The following is a 20,654-nucleotide window of genomic DNA, read 5'->3' on the forward strand; positions in this document are numbered from 1 at the left end:
TTTGATTTTAACATCTTGTTTTTAAGTTTTTAAAATTTTTGGCACGCTACTTGGTATTATATAAATGTGTATCAAAAAAATGATGCTCATCTAAAATCAAATAGTATGAAGAATTTTGTTTTATTACTTACAGGTCTTTTGTTAGCAACATTTTCAGCTAACGCATCAGAAAAGAGTACAAATGCATCAGCAAGATATTATAATTACGGAAAATCATTCATTTTTTCAGAAGGAGGTGTAGAGTTTTCTGTATATCCAGACGGACAATTCGATTTTTATATAAATGAACAATCATGCGGAGTTAATGTTAATGTAAATGCTCCAGGTGTAAATATAAGTTTCAATTCAGGTTATAACTACGATCCTTTTGTTCAATACGATGATTATGGAGCAGTTGTACAAATAGAAGATATTCCGGTTTTTTATGATCATTATGGTAGAATAGTACAAGCAGGAGATGTATTTATTAGATATAATAACTGGGGACGAGTTTCTAGAGTAGGAGGGTTGTATGTGAATTATAATAGTTACGGTAATTTTTTAAACTGTTCAGGTTACATTAATAGTTTTAACAGACGTTATGTGTATAGACCATATCACAGATATTTTTCAGTGCCAGTTGTTGATAGATGTGTTGTTTGGAATAGTCCTTACAGAAGGTTTTATTCGCCTTATAGATATTCATATGCTGTATATAGAAATAATTATTATGATGGATATTATAGAAGGTCTTACAGAAATCGTAGTTATTACAGACCAAATAGTCGCATAAGAAACTATAATAGTGGACGTAGAGTTGCTGCTGCAAGAAGTGTTAACTTTAGATCGAGAGATAATAGATCATCAATGTATAGAAGAAATGATCGAAACTATACGAATATTAATAGAAGTAGATCAAGAGTTGCAAGTAACACAAATCGAAGTGTAAACAGATCTCGAACAGCAATTAGAAGTAATAGAAATACATCAAGAGTAAAGTCAACAGATCGTAATGTTTCTAGAAGTAGAACAATAACGGCTCAAAGAAATAGAAAAACAGTAGCTAATAGATCTTATAACAGAACTTCGAGAAATAATTCTGTATCAAGATCGACTAGAACACAAAAGCCTAAAACTTACACTAGAAATCGTTCTAGTAATGTAACAAGAAACTCTAAAAACAGTAGATATAGTAGTAAACCAAAAGCATCTAGATCGAATACAAGAGTAGCAAAAAGAAGTACTTATAACAGATCAAGAGAGAATAACACATCAAGATCAAGAGTTGTTAGAAGTAGATAAATAAGGATAATTTAGAATTCAAAAGAAAGCTCAGGAGTAAAAGCCTGAGCTTTTTTATGGTTATATGAATCTTTGATTTTTAAAGCAAGTGTTTTTCAATTTGCTTTTTATCTTTAAAATAATGTAAATTAGCTTCCTATAAATAAAGAAAAAGTAAAAATGCTAGTAAAAGTTCACGGTTCAGCCGTATTCGGGGTTGAAGCTACCACCATTGTTGTTGAGGTTAATATAGATAAAGGAGTAGGTTACCATTTAGTTGGTTTGCCTGATAATGCTGTAAGAGAAAGTTCTTATAGAATTTCAGCGGCACTAAAAAATATCAATTACAAACTTCCAGGAAAAAAGATTATCATAAATATGGCTCCTGCTGATATTCGAAAAGAAGGAGCAGCATACGATTTACCCATAGCTGTCGGAATCTTAGCAGCTTCAAATCAAATAGAATCAGAAAATATAGAAGACTATGTGATTATGGGAGAGCTTTCATTAGATGGAAGCTTGCAACCAATTAAAGGTGCGCTTCCTATTGCGATAAAAGCAAGAGAAGAAGGTTTTAAAAACTTCATTCTTCCGAAGCAAAATGTAAAAGAAGCTGCTATAGTTAATGACATAAATGTTTTTGGAGTAGATAATATTGTAGAAGTAATTGAACATTTTAATAAAAACAAAGAACTAGAACCTACAGTTTTAAATACTAGAGAAGAGTTTTATAAACAAATAGATTTTCCTGAATTTGATTTTGCAGATGTAAAAGGTCAAGAGTCAATTAAGAGATGTATGGAAATTGCAGCTGCTGGTGGACATAATATTATTTTAATTGGACCACCAGGATCAGGAAAAACAATGTTAGCAAAACGTTTACCTTCTATTTTACCACCAATGACATTACATGAAGCTTTAGAAACTACTAAAATTCACTCTGTAGTGGGTAAGGTTAAAAAGTCAGGATTAATGAATCAACGTCCATTCAGATCACCACACCATACGGTTTCTGATGTAGCTTTAGTAGGTGGAGGTCAGTATCCTCAACCAGGAGAAATATCACTGGCGCATAATGGTGTTTTGTTTTTAGATGAATTACCAGAATTTAAAAGATCTGTTTTAGAAGTGATGAGACAGCCTTTAGAAGATAGGGAAGTTACAATATCTAGAGCAAGATTTACCGTTAATTATCCTAGTAGTTTTATGTTAGTCGCAAGTATGAATCCAAGTCCTTCTGGATATTTTAATGATGGGAGTAGTCCAGTAGTTTCGTCGCCAGCAGAAATGCAACGATATTTAGGAAAAGTATCAGGTCCTCTTTTAGATAGAATAGATATTCATATAGAAGTTACCCCTGTACCTTTTGATAAGTTGTCTGACGATAGAAAAGGGGAAAGCAGTGTAGAAATAAGAAAGAGAGTAACAAAAGCAAGAGAAATACAATCGGTTAGATTTAATGGTTTAGAGAGTATTCATTATAATGCACAGATGAATGTGAAGCAAATTCGTGAATATTGTAAATTATCAGATGATAGTAAATTGTTGTTGAAAAATGCAATGGAAAAATTAAATTTATCAGCAAGAGCTTACGATAGAATTTTAAAAGTAAGCAGAACAATAGCAGATTTAAGTGGAGAAGAAAACATAAAGTCTAATCATATAACAGAAGCAATTCAGTATAGAAGTTTAGATAGAGAAGGTTGGTTAGGGTAGCGATAATAAAAAGAATAAATAATTATGAGAATTAAGAGTGTCTTAGTTTTTTGTTTAATTATATTAGTAAATTTTGGTTGTAAAAATAATCAAGAGACTAATGATAGTGGTTCAAATAATAAAAAAGTAAAGAAGAAGAGGTATAGTGATGAAGGTATCTACCCTAAAATAAAAAGAAGAGGATGGTTAAAAGAAAATGAAGGAGCGATGTATGCAGAATTTCCTTTAGAAAGTAAAGTTGATTCTTTTCCTATTGTTATAACATTTGGATTTGATAATGGTCATTTTGTTATAGATGAGTCAAATAAAGACGGAAGAACAGAAAAAGAGATAGTTGACTTAGCTTTTGAAAATATCGATAATTTTGAATCAGAAATAAGTATTAGTAAAAACATGGCTTTTGCATCTGGAAATTACTTGAGTTGTGAGAAAATTCTATCAAAATCACATTTAATTAATCTTCAAAAAGAGTTGAATACGAACGAAATATATGTTTCAATTCCAAGAGAAATGTGTATGTATGCCATAGCAAAAGATGCAGCTGAAGATGATATGTTTAATTTTATGACCACACATGCTTTTACTTGGGCTGATTATAGTTATGGTAATAAGAATATTTGCGAATTAATTATTCATGTAAAAGATGGAAACATTCAAGGTTTTGTAGAAGTACCGAAAGAAGCTATGGATTTAGGAAGGGAATTGTTTGAAGGTAAGAGTTCTGGAGAATAATTGTTGTTAAGCTTAGTTTTATATCCGTTTTTAAGGAGTAAAAATTTTGAATGAGTTAAAAAATATTAGGTGCATTGTGTATTTTTGCGGCTATGTCTTTAAGAACAAAACGTACTTTTTATATAGACGATCAAAGCAGAGTAAAAGATAGTTTATTAGCTTGGGCACAACAGTATGAAACAGTTGTGTATTTAGATAGTAATAATTATCATCAACAATACGGAAGCTTTGATTGTGTATTGGCTGTAGAAGAATTTACTTCTATAAAAACAGATTACTTTAATGCTTTTGAAACTCTTAAAGAATATCAATCGTATACCAAAGATTTTTTGTTCGGATACTTGTCTTATGATTTGAAAAATGATGTAGAAAGATTAGAGTCTAATAATTTTGATGGTTTACATTTTCCTGATTTATATTTTTTTCAACCTCAAAAATTAATATTTATAAAGGATAATGAAGTCGAATTCCTTTACTTAAAAATGATAGATGATGAGATTGAAGATGATTTTGAGCAAATAATCGATTTTATATCTAAAGAAGAAAAAGAGGTCGCTTCATCGGAAGTAAAAATTAAGTTGAGAATTCATAAAGATGAGTATCATCAGAAAGTATCAAAGGTAATAGAGCATATTAAGCGAGGAGATATTTATGAAGCGAATTTCTGCCAAGAATTTTATGCAGAAGACGTTACTATAAATCCATACAAAACATACACCGATTTAAATAAAATATCTAAACCACCTTTTGCAACCTTTTTTAAACATGATGATTTGTATTTATTATCAGCGTCTCCTGAAAGATACATCAGAAAAGAAGGAAGTAAGATCATATCGCAACCTATAAAAGGAACAGCAAAAAGATATGTAGATAAAATAGAGGATGAAAAAGTAGCTTTTGATTTATCAAGAGATGAAAAAGAACGATCAGAGAATGTAATGATTGTAGATTTAGTTCGTAACGATTTATCTAGAACTGCAAAAAAAGGAAGTGTGAGAGTAGAAGAGTTGTGCAAGGTATATTCATTTAAGCAAGTACATCAATTAATATCTACAGTTGTTTCAGAAATGAAAGAAGAGTTACATCCCGTTGATGTTATTAGAGATACTTATCCTATGGGAAGTATGACTGGAGCTCCTAAAGTATCTGCAATGCAAATAATTGAAGAGTTAGAAGAAACTAAACGAGGATTGTATTCAGGGAGTGTGGGCTATTTTACTCCAGAAGGCGATTTCGATTTTAACGTAATAATTCGTAGTATTTTATATAATGCAACAAATAATTATGTATCTTATTCTGTAGGAGGAGCAATAACAGCCAAATCAACACCAGAAAAAGAATATGAAGAATGTTTGCTAAAAGCAAAAGCAATGAAGTATGTTCTTACCAATAAAGAAGTGCATTAAACCATAGATTATGACTAACGAAACTTTTACATTTAGATATTTTAATACAGATTTTCACGGAGAGTATTGGCTTAAAGATGATTCTAGAGCAGTAATTGTGTTAACTCATGGTTTGGGAGAACATTTAGGGCGTTTTACTTTTCCTGTAGCTAAATTGTTAGAAAATGATTTTAGCGTAATTGCTTTTGATCACTTTGGTCATGGTAAAACTTCAGGAAAAAAAGGGCATAATCCAGGTTACCAGCATGTTTTAAAAAGTATTGATTTAGTAATGGTTAAGGCTAAAGAGTTGTGCGTGAATCAACCAGTTTTTCTCTACGGACATTCTATGGGAGCAAATGCTGCAATTAATTATGCATTTGACAATCATAAACAATTAAAAGGAGTAATAGCTACGAGTCCTTTTTTAAGATTGTCTTTCGTGCCACCAAAATGGAAACTTGTTGCAGGAGGAATCATTAGAAAAATAGCTCCTTCGATAACGTTAAATAATGAAATAGACCCGAATTACATTTCAAGAAGTAAAGAAGAGGTTCAAAAATATAAAGAGGATCCTTTAGTTCATGCTAGAGTAAGTGCTAATTATTCACTAGTTTTCATGGAAAAAGGAGAGGAAGCTATTCAAAGATCCAATGAGTTTAAGTCGCCAATATTGTTATTACACGGAGATGATGATCATCTTACAGATTGTAAAGGAACTAAAGAATTTGGAGAAAAAGCAGCTAATGCAAAAGTAAAATTATACGAAGGAGGATATCATGAATTACATAATGATGTATGTAAAGAGGAAATGATGAAAGACATGATTGTTTGGTTACAATCAACATTAGAAAAATAGGATGCAAGAAGAGTTTGCAAATTATATAAAAAAAGAGTTTTCTTTTCTTAGAGATGAAAAGGTTTTAGTTGCTATATCTGGAGGATTGGACAGTGTAGTACTTGCTTATCTATTAAATAAGGTGGGTTTCGAAATTAGTTTAGCACATTGTAATTTCCAATTAAGAGGAGAAGAAAGCGATTTAGATGAAAAATTAGTAGAGGTGTTATCTGAAAAATTGAATGTGAAACTTTTTAAAGTAAGATTTGATACTAATTCTTATGCTAGTCGAAAAAAAGAGTCGATTCAAATAGCTGCCAGAAACTTGAGATATGATTGGTTTGAAAAGATTTCATTAGAAAATAAAATTAAATACATTGCTACTGCGCATCATTTAGATGATAGTTTAGAAACTTTTTTAATCAATTTTTCAAGAGGAACAGGAATTGAAGGTTTAACAGGTATACCAAAACAAAACGGTAAAATTATAAGACCATTATTACCTTTTTCAAGAGAACAGATTTTTCAATATGCAAAGCAACATGAGCTGAGTTGGAGAGAAGATGCATCTAATAAAGATGTAAAGTACACTCGAAATAAAATAAGACATCAAGTTGTACCAGTTTTGAAAGAAATTAATCCGAATATTTTAAATGGATTTCAAAAAATGGTTGGCTTTGCGACTCAAGGAAAAAATATAATTAATGATAGAGTAGAAGAAGTAAAAAAACAAGTAATAACTGTTGAAGGAGATCTAGTAAAGTTAAACATAAAACAAATATTAACGCTGTCAGCTCCAAAATCGTATTTATATTATCTGTTAAAGGAGTATAATTTCACTGAATGGGACAATATTTTTGATCTATTGTCATCAAAAACTGGTAAAAAACTATACTCAGAAACCCATGTTTTACTCAAAAATAGAGAATATTTATTGCTAACAAAACTGAGTCGTTTTTCTAATGAAACCCCAATGTTTAAGGTAGGTATAGGAGAAACACCCATAGGTGAGAATATGGTTATAAAAGTTGAAAAAGCCGATAAAAATGAAGGAGGAAATAAAAATTGTATATTAGTTAATAAAAATTTAGTAACTTTCCCGATGATTATCAGGCGAAGGGAACAAGGTGATATCTTCTATCCAAAGGGAATGTTGGGTAAGAAAAAAGTAAGTAAATATTTCAAAGACGAGAAATTGTCAATGTTTCAAAAGAATGAAATTTGGTTGCTTTGTAACAATAATAATGATATCATTTGGATTGTCGGTATGAGACAAGACAGAAGGTTTGCTGTATCTGATACATCAAAATTAGAAAGTATTTTAAGAATAAGTATATAAAAATAACCCCAATAACAATGAAAAGAGTTTTTACCTTACTTTTATTAATTATAGGTTTTTCTTTTGCGACTCACGCACAAGACGACGCTCCTGTAGACGTGGAGACCTCCGTAAAGAAAATCTCTGATACAGAGTATGACCTAATCTTTAATGTATATATAGATGATGACTGGCATTTATATTCTCAATACAATCCAAAAGATGCTTCTTTGCCAATGTCAATTAAGCCTTCTGAGGGTGAATCTGGTTTTACTGTAGAAGGTAAAGCACAAGAAAGTGAAACAGTAACTGAATTTAGTGAAATATGGGGTGTTGATGAAATCTTTTTTGTAGAAGAAGCAACACTTGTACAACGTATTGTCGTTACTGATCCTAATCTAAGACAAGTATCATTAAATATAGAAGCTCAAGTTTGTAAAGAGTTTTGTTTACCTTATGATGATGACTTTACATTTTCTTTAGATGGAGGTGAAGTTGTTAGTACTGTAGCTACTGTTGATGAAAACAGTAAAGCATTAACAAACTCATTAAAATTAGATTTAAAGAATGCTGATCTTCTAGAAGCTAAAATGACAGCTGAACAAGAAGAAGAAAAAGGTAGTTTATTAAATATTTTCTTGTTAGGATTTTTAGGAGGTTTAATAGCTTTCTTAACTCCTTGTGTATTTCCTTTAATACCTTTAACAGTATCTTTCTTTACAAAACAATCAGATAAAAAATCAAAAGGAATTACAAATTCTATCATATATGGTATATTCATTGCAGCTATTTATGTTGCTTTAAGTTTACCATTCCACTTTGCTGATAACTTAGATCCAGAAATATTAAATACAATTTCAACGAATGTATGGTTAAACATCTTCTTCTTTATTGTATTAGTGTTCTTTGCAGGATCTTTCTTTGGTTTTTACACAATTACTTTACCAAGTTCTTGGAGTAATAAAACTGATAATGCATCAGGTATAGGAGGTATTCTTGGTATCTTCTTTATGGCTGTTACTTTAGCAATTGTATCTTTCTCTTGTACTGGTCCAATCTTAGGTTCATTACTTGCAGGTTCTTTAACTTCTGATGGAGGTCCAATGCAATTAACAGCAGGTATGGGAGGATTTGGAGTAGCGTTAGCTTTACCATTTGCTTTCTTCGCATTATTCCCGAATTTATTAAAAGCATTACCAAAATCAGGTTTCTGGTTAAAGGCTATTACAGTAATGTTAGGATTTATAGAATTAGCTTTAGCTTTCAAATTCTTATCAAATGCAGACTTAGTAGGACAATGGGGTGTTCTTAAGAGAGAGGTGTTTATAGGTATTTGGATTTTAATTACCGTGTTAGCTGCATTATTCTTATTTGGAGTAATTAAGTTTCCTGGTGGTCCAACAAACAAAAGAGTTTCAGGTTTAAGAATAATATTAGGTTTAGCAGTATTAGGTTTTGCAGTTTATTTAGCTCCTGGAGTTATGCAAAAACAAATGTGGAATCAAAACTTATTAAGTGGTTTTGCTCCACCTCAATTCTACAGTGTATATGAGAATGATGATAAAAATTGTCCTTTAGCATTAGACTGTTTTAAGAATTTTGATGAAGGTATGGCATATGCTAAATCTGTAAACAAGCCAGTTTTATTAGATTTTACAGGATGGGCTTGTGTTAACTGTAGAAAAATGGAAGAGAATGTATGGAGTGATTCTAAAATACATTCTACATTAAAGAATGATTATGTATTAATTTCATTATATGTTGATGATAACGAAAACCCGTTACCACCAGAAGAGCAATTTGAATTTGTGAAGCCAAGTGGTAAGATCAAGAAAATTAGAACATACGGTGAAAAGTGGTCTACTTTACAAACTGTAAACTTTAAAAATGCATCTCAGCCTTTCTATGTATTAATGAGTCCTGAGCTAGAAGTATTAAACGCTCCACAGCAATATACAGATAGATTATCTTATTATAGTTGGTTAAAAGATGGTTTAAAGAAGTTTAAAAACTAGATTACCATAAAACATATAAAAAAAAGTCTGAGAAATATTCTCAGACTTTTTTTTATGCTTAAATTTTTGTAATTAATTACAAATAGATTTTAAATCAGTAATAGTTTCTGTAGGATTGTCGCTTTTAAAAACAAAGCTTCCGGCAACCAATACATCTGCACCAGCTTCTGTTAGTTGTTTAGCATTTTTATTGGTCACACCACCGTCAATTTCAATTAAAGTATTTGCATTGTTGTTTACAATAAGTTCTTTTAATTGTTGTACTTTCTTATAAGTGTTTTCAATAAATGATTGACCACCAAAACCAGGGTTAACACTCATTATACACACTAAATCTAAATCAGAGATAATATCTTCAAGAACGCTAATTGGTGTGTGTGGATTTAAAGCAACACCGGCTTTCATTCCACTAGCTTTAATAGCTTGAATTGTTCTGTGTAAATGTGTGCATGCTTCATAGTGTACAGTTAATACATCAGCACCTAATTCAGCAAAAGTTTTAATATATCTATCCGGATCAACAATCATTAAATGTACATCGATTGTTTTTTTTGCATGTTTAGAAATAGCTTTTAAAACTGGCATTCCAAAAGAAATATTAGGTACAAATACACCATCCATAATGTCTATATGAAACCAGTCGGCATTACTATTGTTAACCATTTCTACATCACGTTGTAAATTGCCAAAATCTGCTGCTAATATTGAAGGAGCAATAAGTTTATTCATGTTTTTAAGTTGTGTTTAGCCGCAAAATTACAATAAAAAAAGAGAACTCTTTATAGAAAGAATTCTCTTTTAGTAATAGTAGTTAAGAGTTATATTATCCTAAGTAGGTCATTAAAATCTTACTTCTAGATGTATGTTTTAACCTACGAATAGCTTTTTCTTTAATTTGACGAACACGCTCCCTAGTTAAATCAAATGTTTCTCCAATTTCTTCTAAAGTCATTGGTTGGTGTTCACCTAAACCGAAATAAAGTTTTACAACATCAGCTTCACGAGGAGTTAATGTTTCTAAAGCTCTATTAATTTCAATACGTAATGATTCGTGTAATAAAGTTTTATCAGGGTTTGGAGACTCTCCAGAATTTAAAACGTCATATAAGTTTGAATCTTCACCTTCAATTAATGGTGCATCCATTGATACGTGACGACCAGAGTTTTTCATAGACTCTTTAACATCACTTACAGTCATGTCTAATTTCTTAGCTATTTCTTCAGCACTTGGAGGTCTTTCGTTTTCTTGCTCTAAGAAAGCGTACATTTTATTGATCTTATTAATAGAACCAATTTTATTTAAAGGTAAACGAACGATACGAGATTGCTCTGCAAGGGCTTGTAAAATAGACTGACGAATCCACCAAACAGCATAAGAAATAAATTTAAAACCTCTTGTTTCGTCAAAACGCTTAGCCGCTTTTATCAATCCTAAATTACCTTCATTAATTAAATCAGGTAATGTTAAACCTTGGTTTTGGTATTGTTTAGCAACCGATACTACGAAACGTAAGTTAGCTTTTGTTAATTTCTCTAAAGCTCTTTGGTCACCAGCTTTTATACGCTGCGCTAACTCTACTTCTTCATCAGCAGTAATTAAGTCAACCTTACCAATTTCTTGTAAGTATTTGTCTAAAGACGCAGTTTCTCTGTTGGTTACCTGTTTCGTAATTTTAAGTTGTCTCATACACTTTCTTTTTAATTAAATTATCTTATACATTAGGTTATACGTTCAACTTTAAAATAATGTTACAAAAAAGTGGATTTTTTTTTATTTTTTTTCTGAAAATATCTTTTTTGTGTTTATTTTAGACATGTTTATGTTTTTTCTGTGACTTTTTAAAAGTTATAGTGTCAAAATGTAAACATAACCCGAAATTTAGTCAACTAATTAACTATTGAAAGCTAATAATACAGATAAAATAACTGACGAAGAGCTAGTTCGTATGATAGTGGAGAAAAATGATACTCATTTGTTCGCCGTATTATATGATCGTTATGCCGGTGTAGTTTACAATAAGTGTTATGGTTTTTCGAAAAGTAAAGAAGAAGCTCAAGATCTAACGCATGATGTTTTTGTTCGTTTATTTGTTAAATTGAGAACTTTTAAGGGAAAATCAAAATTTTCAACTTGGTTATATTCTTTTACATACAATTTTTGTGTAAATTATGTGCAAAGGAATAGTGCTAAGAAGAATGAAAAAGTAACAGTTGTAACCGATGTTATAAAAGATGAGGATACAAATGTTAATGAGATTGATGATACTTCGCTTTTCGAACTGAAATCAGATAAGTTAGCGAAAGCCCTGGAAATTATTGATCCTTCTGATAAAATGATTTTATTAATGAAGTATCAAGATGATATGAGCATAAAAGAAATACAGCAGTCATTGGACATAGGACAGAGTGCTGTAAAAATGCGTATTAAGAGAGCTAAAGAGAAAGTTGTTAAAGCGTATAACGAGTTATAGAGATTATGGATAATCCGTTTAAAAAAATATTACATAATGAGGAGCTACCTCAGGTACTTAAAAAGAAAGTACTTGATGATGTGGCTATGATTAAGTTATCGATAGATATTGCGGATTTATTTGTAGTTAAATATCCTAATGCTATTGGCGATCTTCTAACAGGAGGAGAAAGTAATAATGATGAAAAAGAAGAAAAATAAAAGCTTAGACTAACCAAAAAAACTAAATATTACTATTATGATGATGCTTAAGGTTGATTTTCTAAAACCCTTTAAAGATATTTTTGAAGATATAGTTGCGTCTTTACCGACAGTAGCAGGATTTATTGGATATATAATTTTTGCATGGATTTTTATAAGAGTGTTTTTATATGTTATAAGAAAGATTTTAGTAAAAACGAACATAGATCAATGGTCTAAGAAACTAAGTGAGACAAAAATATTCGGAGATTCAACAATCAATATTGTACTTACAAAAGTCATTTTAGGAGTGTTAAAATGGTTTTTGATACTTGTTTTTATAATGGCAGGTGCTGGTATTTTTGGTTTAACCGCTGTTTCTGCTGGATTAATAAGTTTCTTCGCTTATTTACCAAAACTAATTACTGCACTAGGTATTTTTGTAGCTGGTGCTTATTTAGGTACTGTGGTTAAAAAAGCCATACAAGGTATGTTTAAATCTCTTGATATTAATGGAGGTAAATTAGTAGGGAATATAGCATTCTATTTAATTGTTGTATTTCTTTCTATAACAGCATTAGATCAAGCAGGAGTAGATACTTCAGTAATAAAAAGTAATTTAACATTATTAATAGGTTCTGTATTAGCTGCTTTTACAATTGCTTTTGGTTTAGGGGCAAGAGATGCAGTATCAAGATTATTATTTGGATATTATTCTAGAAGAAATATTGCCATAGGGTCTCAGGTTACAGTGAAAGATGTAGAAGGTATAATTATAGCAATAGATAACATATGTGTGACTGTGCGTACTTCTTCGAGTACAGTTATTTTACCTATTAAAGATGTAGTTGATAATGTAGTAATTATCAAAAAATAACTATTAGGTTTAGAGTTTTCTATTGATTGATAGTGAGCTTTTTACGTGTTTTAAAAATAAATAAACATTAGGTGATGTTTCCCTAATGTTTATTTATTTTTTTGTTTAACTTTTTTTTTTGTTTTATTTACATTATATTTGAGGAAGTTTATTTTGTAATGTAGTTAAAGTTTATCTTTAGCTTTTATTAATTTAAATTATTTGGTAGATTTCGGGGGACTTCTATCTAGAGATTTGCCTAGAATGCAAATCACGTGAAAAGGGCTGGATTATCCGGTCCTTTTTTTTGTGCTTATGTTTTTTTGAATTTTATTGTGACTCAATTTTAAAATCAGTGTCATAAATTATAAGAAATGAAAGTTCGGGGGGAACTGAATTTCTTGCATAAATAGTTAGAGCTACCCTAGGGTAGCTCTTTTTTTGATATAAAAATATATGATTATTCGAAAGATAAGTGAAGGAATATACCTCTAGAACCTAAGAAATCAATAGGGTCTGTCCATTGACTCGGGTTTCTATTATCGTATATTAATTCGTTGTTGATAGCAAAAATACCTCTAATTGATGGAGAGAATTTAAAATATGGTAAATAAAGATCTATACCAATACCAACTTCGTACATAAAATTGCTAGATGTTTGTCTGAATTGCCCAGAAAAGTTATCATCTTGATTTTTCTCATTACTAGAGAAATTATAGTCAAAAGAAGCACCTCCTAACACATAAGGTCTAATATTGTTTAATCTATCAGTACTAAATTTAAAAATGAAAGGTAAGTGTAGGTAAGTGTTACCAACTTCTCTTGTTCCTTCAATTTCATTCACAATATGTTTAAAACGTAAAGTTTTAGTATTAGAAATTAAACCAGGTTCAAAACGAAGGTTTACATTTTTATGTAACCTCATATCAGCAATTAAACCTACATTAAAACCAACATCTTCAGTTACCTCTATATCGGCATTAAAAGCACTAGTTTTATAGGCTACTTTATACCCATTAGTGTTTAATCCTAAATAAAAACCATAATGTATAGGTCTTTTATCGAAGTTTGGTAAATTTTCTATTTTTTCTCTTTGACTATAAGCATCTAAGATTAAAAGTGAAAATAAGCTAAAAGTTAAAATTTTTTTTAACATATTATTTTGTTGATGTATAAATAGAGGCAACACCAAATGTAACTGGTGTGCAGTTTACATTCTTAAACCCATTTTTTAGTAAAATATTGTTTAAGGCTTCTCCAAAAGGGAAAGAATTAGCACTTTCTGATAAATAAGAATAAGCAACCTTGTCTTTTGAGAATAATTTACCAATTACAGGTAAAATAAAACTAGTGTAAAACTTATAGCCTTGCTTGAAAGGAAATTTAGTAGGATTAGAAGTTTCTAATATAACAAAAGTTCCACCAGGTTTTAATACTCTTAATATTTCTGTAAGTCCTTTGTCTAAGTTTTCGAAGTTACGAACTCCAAAAGAAACTGTTATAGCGTCAAAAGTATTGTCTTCAAAAGGAATATTTTCACTATCACCAACAACCATGTCAATTACATTGTCTAACTTGGCTTTATTGATTTTTTGTCTACCAACCTCTAACATTCCTTTAGAAATGTCTAGACCAACAATTTTTTTTGGAGATAATTGAGCCATCATTAAAGCTAAATCACCGGTACCTGTAGCAATATCTAAAATATCTTTAGGATTGTTTTTTCCGATAATTTTTACAACTTTCTTTCTCCATTTAACATCAATTCCAAGAGAAATTACTCTGTTTAATCCGTCATAATTGCCAGATATAGTATCAAACATTTGAGCTACTTGCTCTTTTTTACCTAATTCAGAGTCTTTATAAGGTTTTACTTCTTTACCCATTGATTGCTATAACTTCGTTAATTTGATTTGGTAGCATTTCTTTAAGCATGGTTTCAATACCATTTTTTAACGTAATTGTTGATGAAGGACATCCGCTACATGCTCCTTGTAAAATTACACTCACTTGTTTTGTTTCTGAATCGTAATTGTGAAAAGCAATATTTCCACCATCAGAAGCAACAGCAGGCTTAATATACTCGTTTAGTATATCAATTATTTTTGTAGAAGTTTCGTCTAAATTTTCAGTATTCACTTCAATTTCTTTAGAAGCAGCTTCTTTTTTAGGTAATTCAGAAATGATTGTTTTTCCTTCTTGAATATACTCTCTGATAAAAGTTCTTATTTCTTGATAAACCTCATTCCATTCAACAACATCATATTTTGTAATAGAAATATAATTTTCAGAAATAAAAATCTCTTTGACAAAAGAAAAATTAAATAAACTTAGAGCTAGAGGAGAAGCTTTGCTTGCTTCTTCAATATTTTTTAACTCAACATCTATTTTAGTTAATGCTTTATTGGTGCCAAATTTCATTACAGCCGGATTAGGGGTAACTTCAGCGTAAACTTCAACAGCATCTTTTTTAGTTTTCTCTTCTAAAACAACAGTTTTTCCTTCATTTAAATACGTTTCAATTTGTTGTTTTACTTCTTCTTGAACATCAACCCACTGAACAATATCAAAACGTTGTATGGCTATAAAATTAGCAGTTACATATACTTTCTTAACAAAAGGAAGGTAAAATAACTGTTGAGCTATTGGTGAATTTTTAGCTTCATCAATATTATTGTATTCGTAACTACCTCCGTTAATTAAGATAGAGCTACTAACAAATTTAATAATGCTATCATTGGTGGTATTTTCGATTGTGATTGTAATATTTTCCATAAGTAATAATGAATTGCAAAATTACAGTAAAAAAGTCATTAAATAAAAAGACCTCATAGTAATGTTTTAACTATTAACATTATATGAAGTCTTTATAAATTATTTAATATTTTTTCTAATTATTATAAGCTAAATGTAACTGTAGCAGATATTTTAGAAGTATTGTTTCCAATTTGAATATCTTCAAAATTATATAAAGAGAAAAAATCTGTGTTTTCAAATTTAGAATATGATAAGTCTATTTGAGTATTTCCAAAATTGTATCCGATACCCGCACTGTAACCTCTAATGTTATCAATATTAGTACTACCACCTTCTCTTAAATTCGGATTCTTTTCATAAAAATATCCACCACGTAAACTTACTTTGTCAAATCTCCATTCAGTACCTGCTCTTAATGTGTGAGTAGCTCTAAAGTCTCTATCAAAGAAATTGTTTGCATCTTGAAGTACATTATCAGTTTCTTGATATTTGAAGTTAGTGAAATCTTGATAAGTATAATCAAAACTAATCAATCCTTGCTTTCCAAAAACTAAAGCACCACTTGCATTCAATCTTCCTGGAGATCTAAATTTTAAAGAATATGCTTCTAAGTCTCTTTCTCTAATAGTATTGAAGTTAAGACTTTCAATACCATACATTGTTAATGTATTAGCAGTTTCTTCTAGAGATTCTGTATACCATGTAGGTGTTTCATAAGAAGCTCCTATACGTACATATTTATTTAACTTATAAATAAAACCAAGACTAATTGAAGAACCAAATCCGCTAATATATCTTTCGTTCAATTCGTCAACATCTAATTCATTTCCATTAATGTCATCATTCACTTCATTTAATAAAGTATTCTCTCTATAGTCTAAACTGTGGAATTTTATTGCAGCACCAATATGTAGTTTGTTATCGTGGACAGCAGACAACCCTAAGTTAAATGAACTATTTTGTCCAGCAGTATTTACTGAGTATTTCTGATTTAATGATCTATCAAATAGATTTTTTGGATTAGATGTGTCATCTAAGTGTTCGTTGTAAAACAGAAAGTTGCTATTTCCTTCAACTAAATAAGAGTTGTTAAAGTCATAATTTACTTGATAATTAATATGAAAAGCAAATCTGTCCCAGCCGCTACCATCATTTGTGTCAAATACAAATATACCTCCAGCTTGATTTAACTCTAATTGCAGATCATCAATATTATTTGAATTTCCATAATAAAAAGCGTCACGAGAAATATTTCTTCCTTGTAATGTAACAGAAGCTTTACTTTTTCTGGCAACAGCACCACCAGCAGGGTTTATTTCTAAAGCTGAAACGTCACTTCCTAATGCTCCAAAAGCACCAGCCATTGCATTGAATCGTGCAGAACCGTTAACAGGTTGTCTTTTGGATAATAAAATACCTAGGTCATTATAATCTAACGCTTGAGAATAAGACGTAGCTATACCAGCAGCAATAATTGCCACAAAAATTGATGTAATTTTTTTCATGTTTTTACTAAATAGTTGGGTTTGTAATAATATAGTTTAGTTAGTAAAAAATATTATCTTCTTCTTCCTCCTCCTCTTGAAGAACCTCTAGACGATCCTCTTGAACTTGATCTACCTGAAGAATAACTTCTTCCTGATGATCTGTTTGAAGAATAGCTTCTACTACGAGAAGAACTTCTGTTACTAGAGTAGTTACCTCTAGATGAGCTTCTTCTAGAATTGTCATAACTTCTAGCTCTTCTGTTAGAACTGTTGTTTCTTGTAGAGTAATTACCTCTCCTTGTTACTCTTGATGAACTTCTGTTTGCTCTTGCCGCTCTGTTACTTCTTCTATATGCATTAGTGTTAGAACGTCTTGCCGCTGCTCTTGAATAACTTCTCGAATACCCTCTTCTGTTACCATAGGCAACTGCATTTCTATTTCTTCTACCACCAACATAAAAACCATCATTAATTCTATATCTGCTATACCCTCTATATCCGTATCTATAACCTCTGTAACGCCAGAACCTGTTATTGTATCCATAGAAAGGAGGGCAGAAGAAAGGATCATAAAAACCACCTACGCCAACAAAGAATCTATTGTTCCAGTGGTAAGGATGCCAGTATGGGTTGTATCCCCAGTTTCTTCCCCAATTAATGTTCCATCCCCAGTAGGGATCCCAGCCGTTTAGTCCCCATCCCCATTGGTTATTACCAAATGTATTTACATTAATTACCACATCAGAATCAGAGCTATATCCCCAAGGTTCTCTATCAGTAGTAATTTGAGTTTCTGATTCAATAGGTTCTTCATCTTCAGATTCAAGAATGTAGTCATCAGAACTATAATTATCAATATCAGTGAAAATATCTGTACCATTTAAATCTTCGATACGTCTTAATTCTCTAGAAAAATAATTGTCATTGTAGTCTTTATATTCTTCAGTATTTGTTTGTACAATCTTTCGTTTAGGTTGCTCAACATCATCAGCATATATACCATCATCACTACCAGCAGCTGTTTGAACAGTTGCACAAGAAACTAGAGTAGTTACCACAAGTAATGATAAGAAATATAGTGGAAGTTTGGTTTTGGTGTAATGTGGTTTCATATTCTTATCTTTTTAATTAATTAAAACTTTGTTAAGACCTTTATCAAAAATACACATCTTTATTGTAGCAATTGCTATTTTAGTGTAGTTTTGTAAAGACAATTTATGCATAAAAAATATCAAATTTTATGCCAAACTTTTGATTATGAGTAAACATTTAACAAAAAGAGCCGAGAATTATTCAAAATGGTACAACGAATTGATTGTAAAAGCCGATTTAGCTGAGAATTCTGCTGTAAAAGGATGTATGGTTATTAAGCCTTACGGATACTCTATATGGGAGAAAATGCAAGCAGAATTAGATAGAATGTTTAAAGAAACAGGACATCAAAACGCTTATTTTCCTCTTTTAGTTCCCAAAAGTTTGTTTGAAGCTGAAGAAAAAAATGCTGAAGGATTTGCAAAAGAGTGTGCAGTAGTAACACATTACAGACTAGAATCTGATCCAGATAATGAAGGGAAGTTACGCGTTGACCCTAATGCAAAGTTACAAGAAGAGTTAATTGTACGTCCGACTTCTGAAGCTATTATATGGAATACTTATAAAGGATGGATTCAATCGCATAGAGATTTACCATTATTAATAAATCAATGGGCAAATGTTATGCGTTGGGAGATGAGAACAAGACCTTTTTTAAGAACAGCTGAGTTTTTATGGCAAGAAGGTCATACAGCTCACGCTACTAAAGAAGAGGCTATAGCTGAATCTAGACAAATGCAAGAAGTATATGCAACTTTTGCTGAAGAGTTTATGGGAATGCCAGTTGTAAGAGGAGTAAAATCGGAAAGTGAACGTTTTGCAGGAGCAGATGACACATATACTATAGAAGCTTTAATGCAAGATGGAAAAGCATTACAAGCAGGTACTTCTCATTTCTTAGGTCAGAACTTTGCGAAAGCTTTTGATGTAAAATATACTTCTAAAGAAGGAAAGCAAGAATATGTGTGGGCAACATCTTGGGGAGTTTCAACTAGATTAATAGGAGGATTAATAATGACTCATTCAGATGATGCAGGTTTAGTATTACCTCCAAAGTTAGCTCCAATACAAGTTGTAATTGTACCTATATATAAAGGAGAAGAACAATTAGAAGCTATTTCAGAAAAAGTAAATGAATTAGTAGCAGCTTTTAAAGCAAAAGGGATTTCTGTTAAGTTTGATAATAGAGATACTATGAGACCAGGTGCAAAGTTTGCTGAATACGAATTAAAAGGAGTACCAGTAAGAATTGCAATGGGTAAAAGAGATTTAGAAAATGGAACTGTAGAAGTTGCAAGAAGAGATACTTTTGAAAAGCAGACATTACAACAAGATGATGTTGTAGGACATGTAACGCAACTTTTAAATGAAATTCAAGATAATTTATATACAAAAGCATTAAACTACAGAAATGAGCATATAACAGAGGTGAATTCATTTGAGGAGTTTAAAGAAGTTATTGAGAAAAAAGGTGGTTTTGTATCTGCTCACTGGGATGGAACTGAAGAAACTGAGGAAAAAATCAAAGAATTAACCAAGGCTACTATCAGATGTATACCTAATGACGTAAAAAATGAAGAAGGAACTTGTGTTTTAACAGGCAGTAAATCAAGTAGAAGAGTTCTTTTTGCAAAAGCTTATTAAAAAAAACAATAAAAAAGTTGCGGTAATTTGAAAATAGTTACTATATTTGCACCCGCAATAACGAAATATTGTTTTGGCCCATTCGTCTAGTGGTTAGGACGCAAGGTTTTCATCCTTGAAACAGGAGTTCGATTCTCCTATGGGCTACAAAAAAGGCTTCGAAAACAATCGGAGCTTTTTTTATCAAAAAACAAGCAAAACGATTTGTGTAATAAAAAAAGAATCGTATATTTGCATCCGCAATATCAGATATTGTTTTGGCCCATTCGTCTAGTGGTTAGGACGCAAGGTTTTCATCCTTGAAACAGGAGTTCGATTCTCCTATGGGCTACAAAGTTTTTGTACAACATTTAAGTTAAAAACACAATGGCAAATCACAAGTCAGCATTAAAAAGAATAAGAAGTAACGAGGCTAAGCGCTTAAGAAATAAATATCAGCATAAAACAACACGTAATGCTGTTAGAAAACTTAGAGGATCTACAGATAAGAAGGAAGCAGAAGGAATGTTATCAACTGTAGCTTCTATGTTAGATAAGTTAGCGAAGAATAACGTTATTCATAAGAACAAAGCTGCTAATTTAAAATCAAAGTTAGCTAAGCATGTAGCTGCTTTATAACAGAATTTTAAGATTAGTTAATATATACAAAGGCACTTCGATTAATTTCGAAGTGTTTTTGTATTTATAAGACTTTTTATTTATTTCTTATTATCAATAAACGGATCATTCCTAAATGTTGTTGTTATGCAAAAATCTGAGTTAATCTATACAGGAAGAATTCTAGGATCATTCCTAAAAGTTGTGGTTAAGCAAAAATTTGTGTTAATCTGTATAGAAAGAATTCTACATTTCTCACTCCTCTAAATTGAGCTCTAAACGCTTTTATTTTAGCATTAAAAGATTC

Annotated in this window: 19 protein-coding genes and 2 tRNA genes; 14 read left to right on the top strand and 7 right to left on the bottom strand. The window is 30.9% G+C overall.

Annotated features, from left to right (window positions below; genetic code table 11):
- Positions 1-105 precede the first annotated feature (105 nt).
- The 7 genes from EYW44_RS11235 (at position 106) to EYW44_RS11265 (ending at position 9,264) form a co-directional block, all read left to right on the top strand.
- Positions 106-1,281 (top strand): hypothetical protein, encoded by a 1,176-nt coding sequence (locus EYW44_RS11235; RefSeq protein WP_132723763.1) that lies wholly within the window; start codon positions 106-108, stop codon positions 1,279-1,281.
- 159 nt (positions 1,282-1,440) lie between these two features.
- Entirely contained in the window at positions 1,441-2,976 is a 1,536-nt protein-coding gene (locus tag EYW44_RS11240) for a YifB family Mg chelatase-like AAA ATPase (RefSeq protein ID WP_132723764.1), read from the top strand.
- Between the two features lie 24 nt (positions 2,977-3,000).
- The gene (locus EYW44_RS11245; protein ID WP_132723765.1) at positions 3,001-3,708 is read left to right on the top strand and encodes a hypothetical protein; all 708 of its coding nucleotides are present in this window, start codon (positions 3,001-3,003) and stop codon (positions 3,706-3,708) included.
- A 92-nt stretch (positions 3,709-3,800) separates the two neighbouring features.
- Positions 3,801-5,114, top strand: a complete 1,314-nt coding sequence (gene pabB, locus EYW44_RS11250) for an aminodeoxychorismate synthase component I (RefSeq protein WP_132723766.1) — start codon at positions 3,801-3,803, stop codon at positions 5,112-5,114.
- A gap of 10 nt (positions 5,115-5,124) precedes the next feature.
- Positions 5,125-5,952 (top strand): alpha/beta hydrolase, encoded by an 828-nt coding sequence (locus EYW44_RS11255; protein ID WP_132723767.1) that lies wholly within the window; start codon positions 5,125-5,127, stop codon positions 5,950-5,952.
- A gap of 1 nt (position 5,953) precedes the next feature.
- Complete coding sequence (gene tilS, locus EYW44_RS11260; protein ID WP_132723768.1) at positions 5,954-7,270, top strand: tRNA lysidine(34) synthetase TilS; 1,317 nt, start codon at positions 5,954-5,956, stop codon at positions 7,268-7,270.
- Positions 7,271-7,287: 17 nt separating this feature from the next.
- Positions 7,288-9,264: a protein-disulfide reductase DsbD family protein gene (locus EYW44_RS11265; protein ID WP_132723769.1), complete on the top strand. Its 1,977-nt coding sequence runs from the start codon at positions 7,288-7,290 to the stop codon at positions 9,262-9,264.
- A 72-nt stretch (positions 9,265-9,336) separates the two neighbouring features.
- Here EYW44_RS11265 and rpe read toward each other — a convergent pair whose 3' ends face one another.
- On the bottom strand, positions 9,337-9,993 hold the full coding sequence (gene rpe / locus EYW44_RS11270) for a ribulose-phosphate 3-epimerase (RefSeq protein ID WP_132723770.1): 657 nt from the start codon (positions 9,991-9,993) through the stop codon (positions 9,337-9,339).
- Between the two features lie 94 nt (positions 9,994-10,087).
- Positions 10,088-10,951: a sigma-70 family RNA polymerase sigma factor gene (locus EYW44_RS11275; RefSeq protein ID WP_132723771.1), complete on the bottom strand. Its 864-nt coding sequence runs from the start codon at positions 10,949-10,951 to the stop codon at positions 10,088-10,090.
- 211 nt (positions 10,952-11,162) lie between these two features.
- Here EYW44_RS11275 and EYW44_RS11280 point away from each other — a divergent pair, with 211 nt between their 5' ends.
- From EYW44_RS11280 to EYW44_RS11290, 3 genes are read left to right on the top strand one after another with little or no spacing between them, the layout of a single operon-like run.
- Positions 11,163-11,735, top strand: a complete 573-nt coding sequence (locus tag EYW44_RS11280) for an RNA polymerase sigma factor (protein ID WP_373681062.1) — start codon at positions 11,163-11,165, stop codon at positions 11,733-11,735.
- Between the two features lie 5 nt (positions 11,736-11,740).
- Complete coding sequence (locus tag EYW44_RS11285; protein ID WP_132723772.1) at positions 11,741-11,935, top strand: hypothetical protein; 195 nt, start codon at positions 11,741-11,743, stop codon at positions 11,933-11,935.
- Positions 11,936-11,972: 37 nt separating this feature from the next.
- The gene (locus tag EYW44_RS11290; RefSeq protein ID WP_132723773.1) at positions 11,973-12,791 is read left to right on the top strand and encodes a mechanosensitive ion channel family protein; all 819 of its coding nucleotides are present in this window, start codon (positions 11,973-11,975) and stop codon (positions 12,789-12,791) included.
- 439 nt (positions 12,792-13,230) lie between these two features.
- Here EYW44_RS11290 and porT read toward each other — a convergent pair whose 3' ends face one another.
- The 5 genes from porT to EYW44_RS11315 form a co-directional block, all read right to left on the bottom strand.
- Positions 13,231-13,926 (bottom strand): type IX secretion/gliding motility protein PorT/SprT, encoded by a 696-nt coding sequence (gene porT, locus EYW44_RS11295; RefSeq protein WP_132723774.1) that lies wholly within the window; start codon positions 13,924-13,926, stop codon positions 13,231-13,233.
- Between the two features lies 1 nt (position 13,927).
- A complete protein-coding gene (ubiE, locus tag EYW44_RS11300) occupies positions 13,928-14,656 on the bottom strand; it encodes a bifunctional demethylmenaquinone methyltransferase/2-methoxy-6-polyprenyl-1,4-benzoquinol methylase UbiE (protein ID WP_132723775.1) in 729 nt (242 codons plus the stop codon).
- Positions 14,649-15,545: a NifU family protein gene (locus tag EYW44_RS11305; RefSeq protein WP_132723776.1), complete on the bottom strand. Its 897-nt coding sequence runs from the start codon at positions 15,543-15,545 to the stop codon at positions 14,649-14,651. Before EYW44_RS11305 ends, ubiE begins: the two co-directional genes overlap by 8 nt.
- Before the next feature lie 122 nt (positions 15,546-15,667).
- Positions 15,668-17,032, bottom strand: a complete 1,365-nt coding sequence (locus tag EYW44_RS11310; RefSeq protein WP_132723777.1) for an OmpP1/FadL family transporter — start codon at positions 17,030-17,032, stop codon at positions 15,668-15,670.
- Positions 17,033-17,085: 53 nt separating this feature from the next.
- A complete protein-coding gene (locus tag EYW44_RS11315; protein WP_132723778.1) occupies positions 17,086-18,126 on the bottom strand; it encodes a hypothetical protein in 1,041 nt (346 codons plus the stop codon).
- Between the two features lie 145 nt (positions 18,127-18,271).
- Between EYW44_RS11315 and proS the strand changes: the two genes are divergently transcribed.
- From proS to rpsT, 4 genes are all read left to right on the top strand, one after another.
- Positions 18,272-19,750, top strand: coding sequence for a proline--tRNA ligase (gene proS / locus EYW44_RS11320; RefSeq protein ID WP_132723779.1), 1,479 nt, complete (start codon positions 18,272-18,274; stop codon positions 19,748-19,750).
- A 75-nt stretch (positions 19,751-19,825) separates the two neighbouring features.
- Positions 19,826-19,897 (top strand) — tRNA-Glu (locus tag EYW44_RS11325).
- A 112-nt stretch (positions 19,898-20,009) separates the two neighbouring features.
- Positions 20,010-20,081 (top strand) — tRNA-Glu (locus EYW44_RS11330).
- Between the two features lie 35 nt (positions 20,082-20,116).
- On the top strand, positions 20,117-20,368 hold the full coding sequence (gene rpsT, locus EYW44_RS11335; RefSeq protein ID WP_132723780.1) for a 30S ribosomal protein S20: 252 nt from the start codon (positions 20,117-20,119) through the stop codon (positions 20,366-20,368).
- Positions 20,369-20,654: the final 286 nt, after the last annotated feature.

Origin of the sequence: Tenacibaculum sp. M341 (genome assembly GCF_004337695.1) — a bacterium.
Taxonomy (GTDB): domain Bacteria; phylum Bacteroidota; class Bacteroidia; order Flavobacteriales; family Flavobacteriaceae; genus Polaribacter.

Bases quoted from the DNA above. Each gene is read 5' to 3' on its own strand.
- EYW44_RS11235 (WP_132723763.1), top strand. From the start codon at position 106: ATGAAGAATTTTGTTTTATTACTTACAGGTCTTTTGTTAGCAACATTT.
- EYW44_RS11240 (WP_132723764.1), top strand. From the start codon at position 1,441: ATGCTAGTAAAAGTTCACGGTTCAGCCGTATTCGGGGTTGAAGCTACC.
- EYW44_RS11245 (WP_132723765.1), top strand. From the start codon at position 3,001: ATGAGAATTAAGAGTGTCTTAGTTTTTTGTTTAATTATATTAGTAAAT.
- pabB (WP_132723766.1), top strand. From the start codon at position 3,801: ATGTCTTTAAGAACAAAACGTACTTTTTATATAGACGATCAAAGCAGA.
- EYW44_RS11255 (WP_132723767.1), top strand. From the start codon at position 5,125: ATGACTAACGAAACTTTTACATTTAGATATTTTAATACAGATTTTCAC.
- tilS (WP_132723768.1), top strand. From the start codon at position 5,954: ATGCAAGAAGAGTTTGCAAATTATATAAAAAAAGAGTTTTCTTTTCTT.
- EYW44_RS11265 (WP_132723769.1), top strand. From the start codon at position 7,288: ATGAAAAGAGTTTTTACCTTACTTTTATTAATTATAGGTTTTTCTTTT.
- rpe (WP_132723770.1), bottom strand. From the start codon at position 9,993: ATGAATAAACTTATTGCTCCTTCAATATTAGCAGCAGATTTTGGCAAT.
- EYW44_RS11275 (WP_132723771.1), bottom strand. From the start codon at position 10,951: ATGAGACAACTTAAAATTACGAAACAGGTAACCAACAGAGAAACTGCG.
- EYW44_RS11285 (WP_132723772.1), top strand. From the start codon at position 11,741: ATGGATAATCCGTTTAAAAAAATATTACATAATGAGGAGCTACCTCAG.
- EYW44_RS11290 (WP_132723773.1), top strand. From the start codon at position 11,973: ATGATGATGCTTAAGGTTGATTTTCTAAAACCCTTTAAAGATATTTTT.
- porT (WP_132723774.1), bottom strand. From the start codon at position 13,926: ATGTTAAAAAAAATTTTAACTTTTAGCTTATTTTCACTTTTAATCTTA.
- ubiE (WP_132723775.1), bottom strand. From the start codon at position 14,656: ATGGGTAAAGAAGTAAAACCTTATAAAGACTCTGAATTAGGTAAAAAA.
- EYW44_RS11305 (WP_132723776.1), bottom strand. From the start codon at position 15,545: ATGGAAAATATTACAATCACAATCGAAAATACCACCAATGATAGCATT.
- EYW44_RS11310 (WP_132723777.1), bottom strand. From the start codon at position 17,032: ATGAAAAAAATTACATCAATTTTTGTGGCAATTATTGCTGCTGGTATA.
- EYW44_RS11315 (WP_132723778.1), bottom strand. From the start codon at position 18,126: ATGAAACCACATTACACCAAAACCAAACTTCCACTATATTTCTTATCA.
- proS (WP_132723779.1), top strand. From the start codon at position 18,272: ATGAGTAAACATTTAACAAAAAGAGCCGAGAATTATTCAAAATGGTAC.
- rpsT (WP_132723780.1), top strand. From the start codon at position 20,117: ATGGCAAATCACAAGTCAGCATTAAAAAGAATAAGAAGTAACGAGGCT.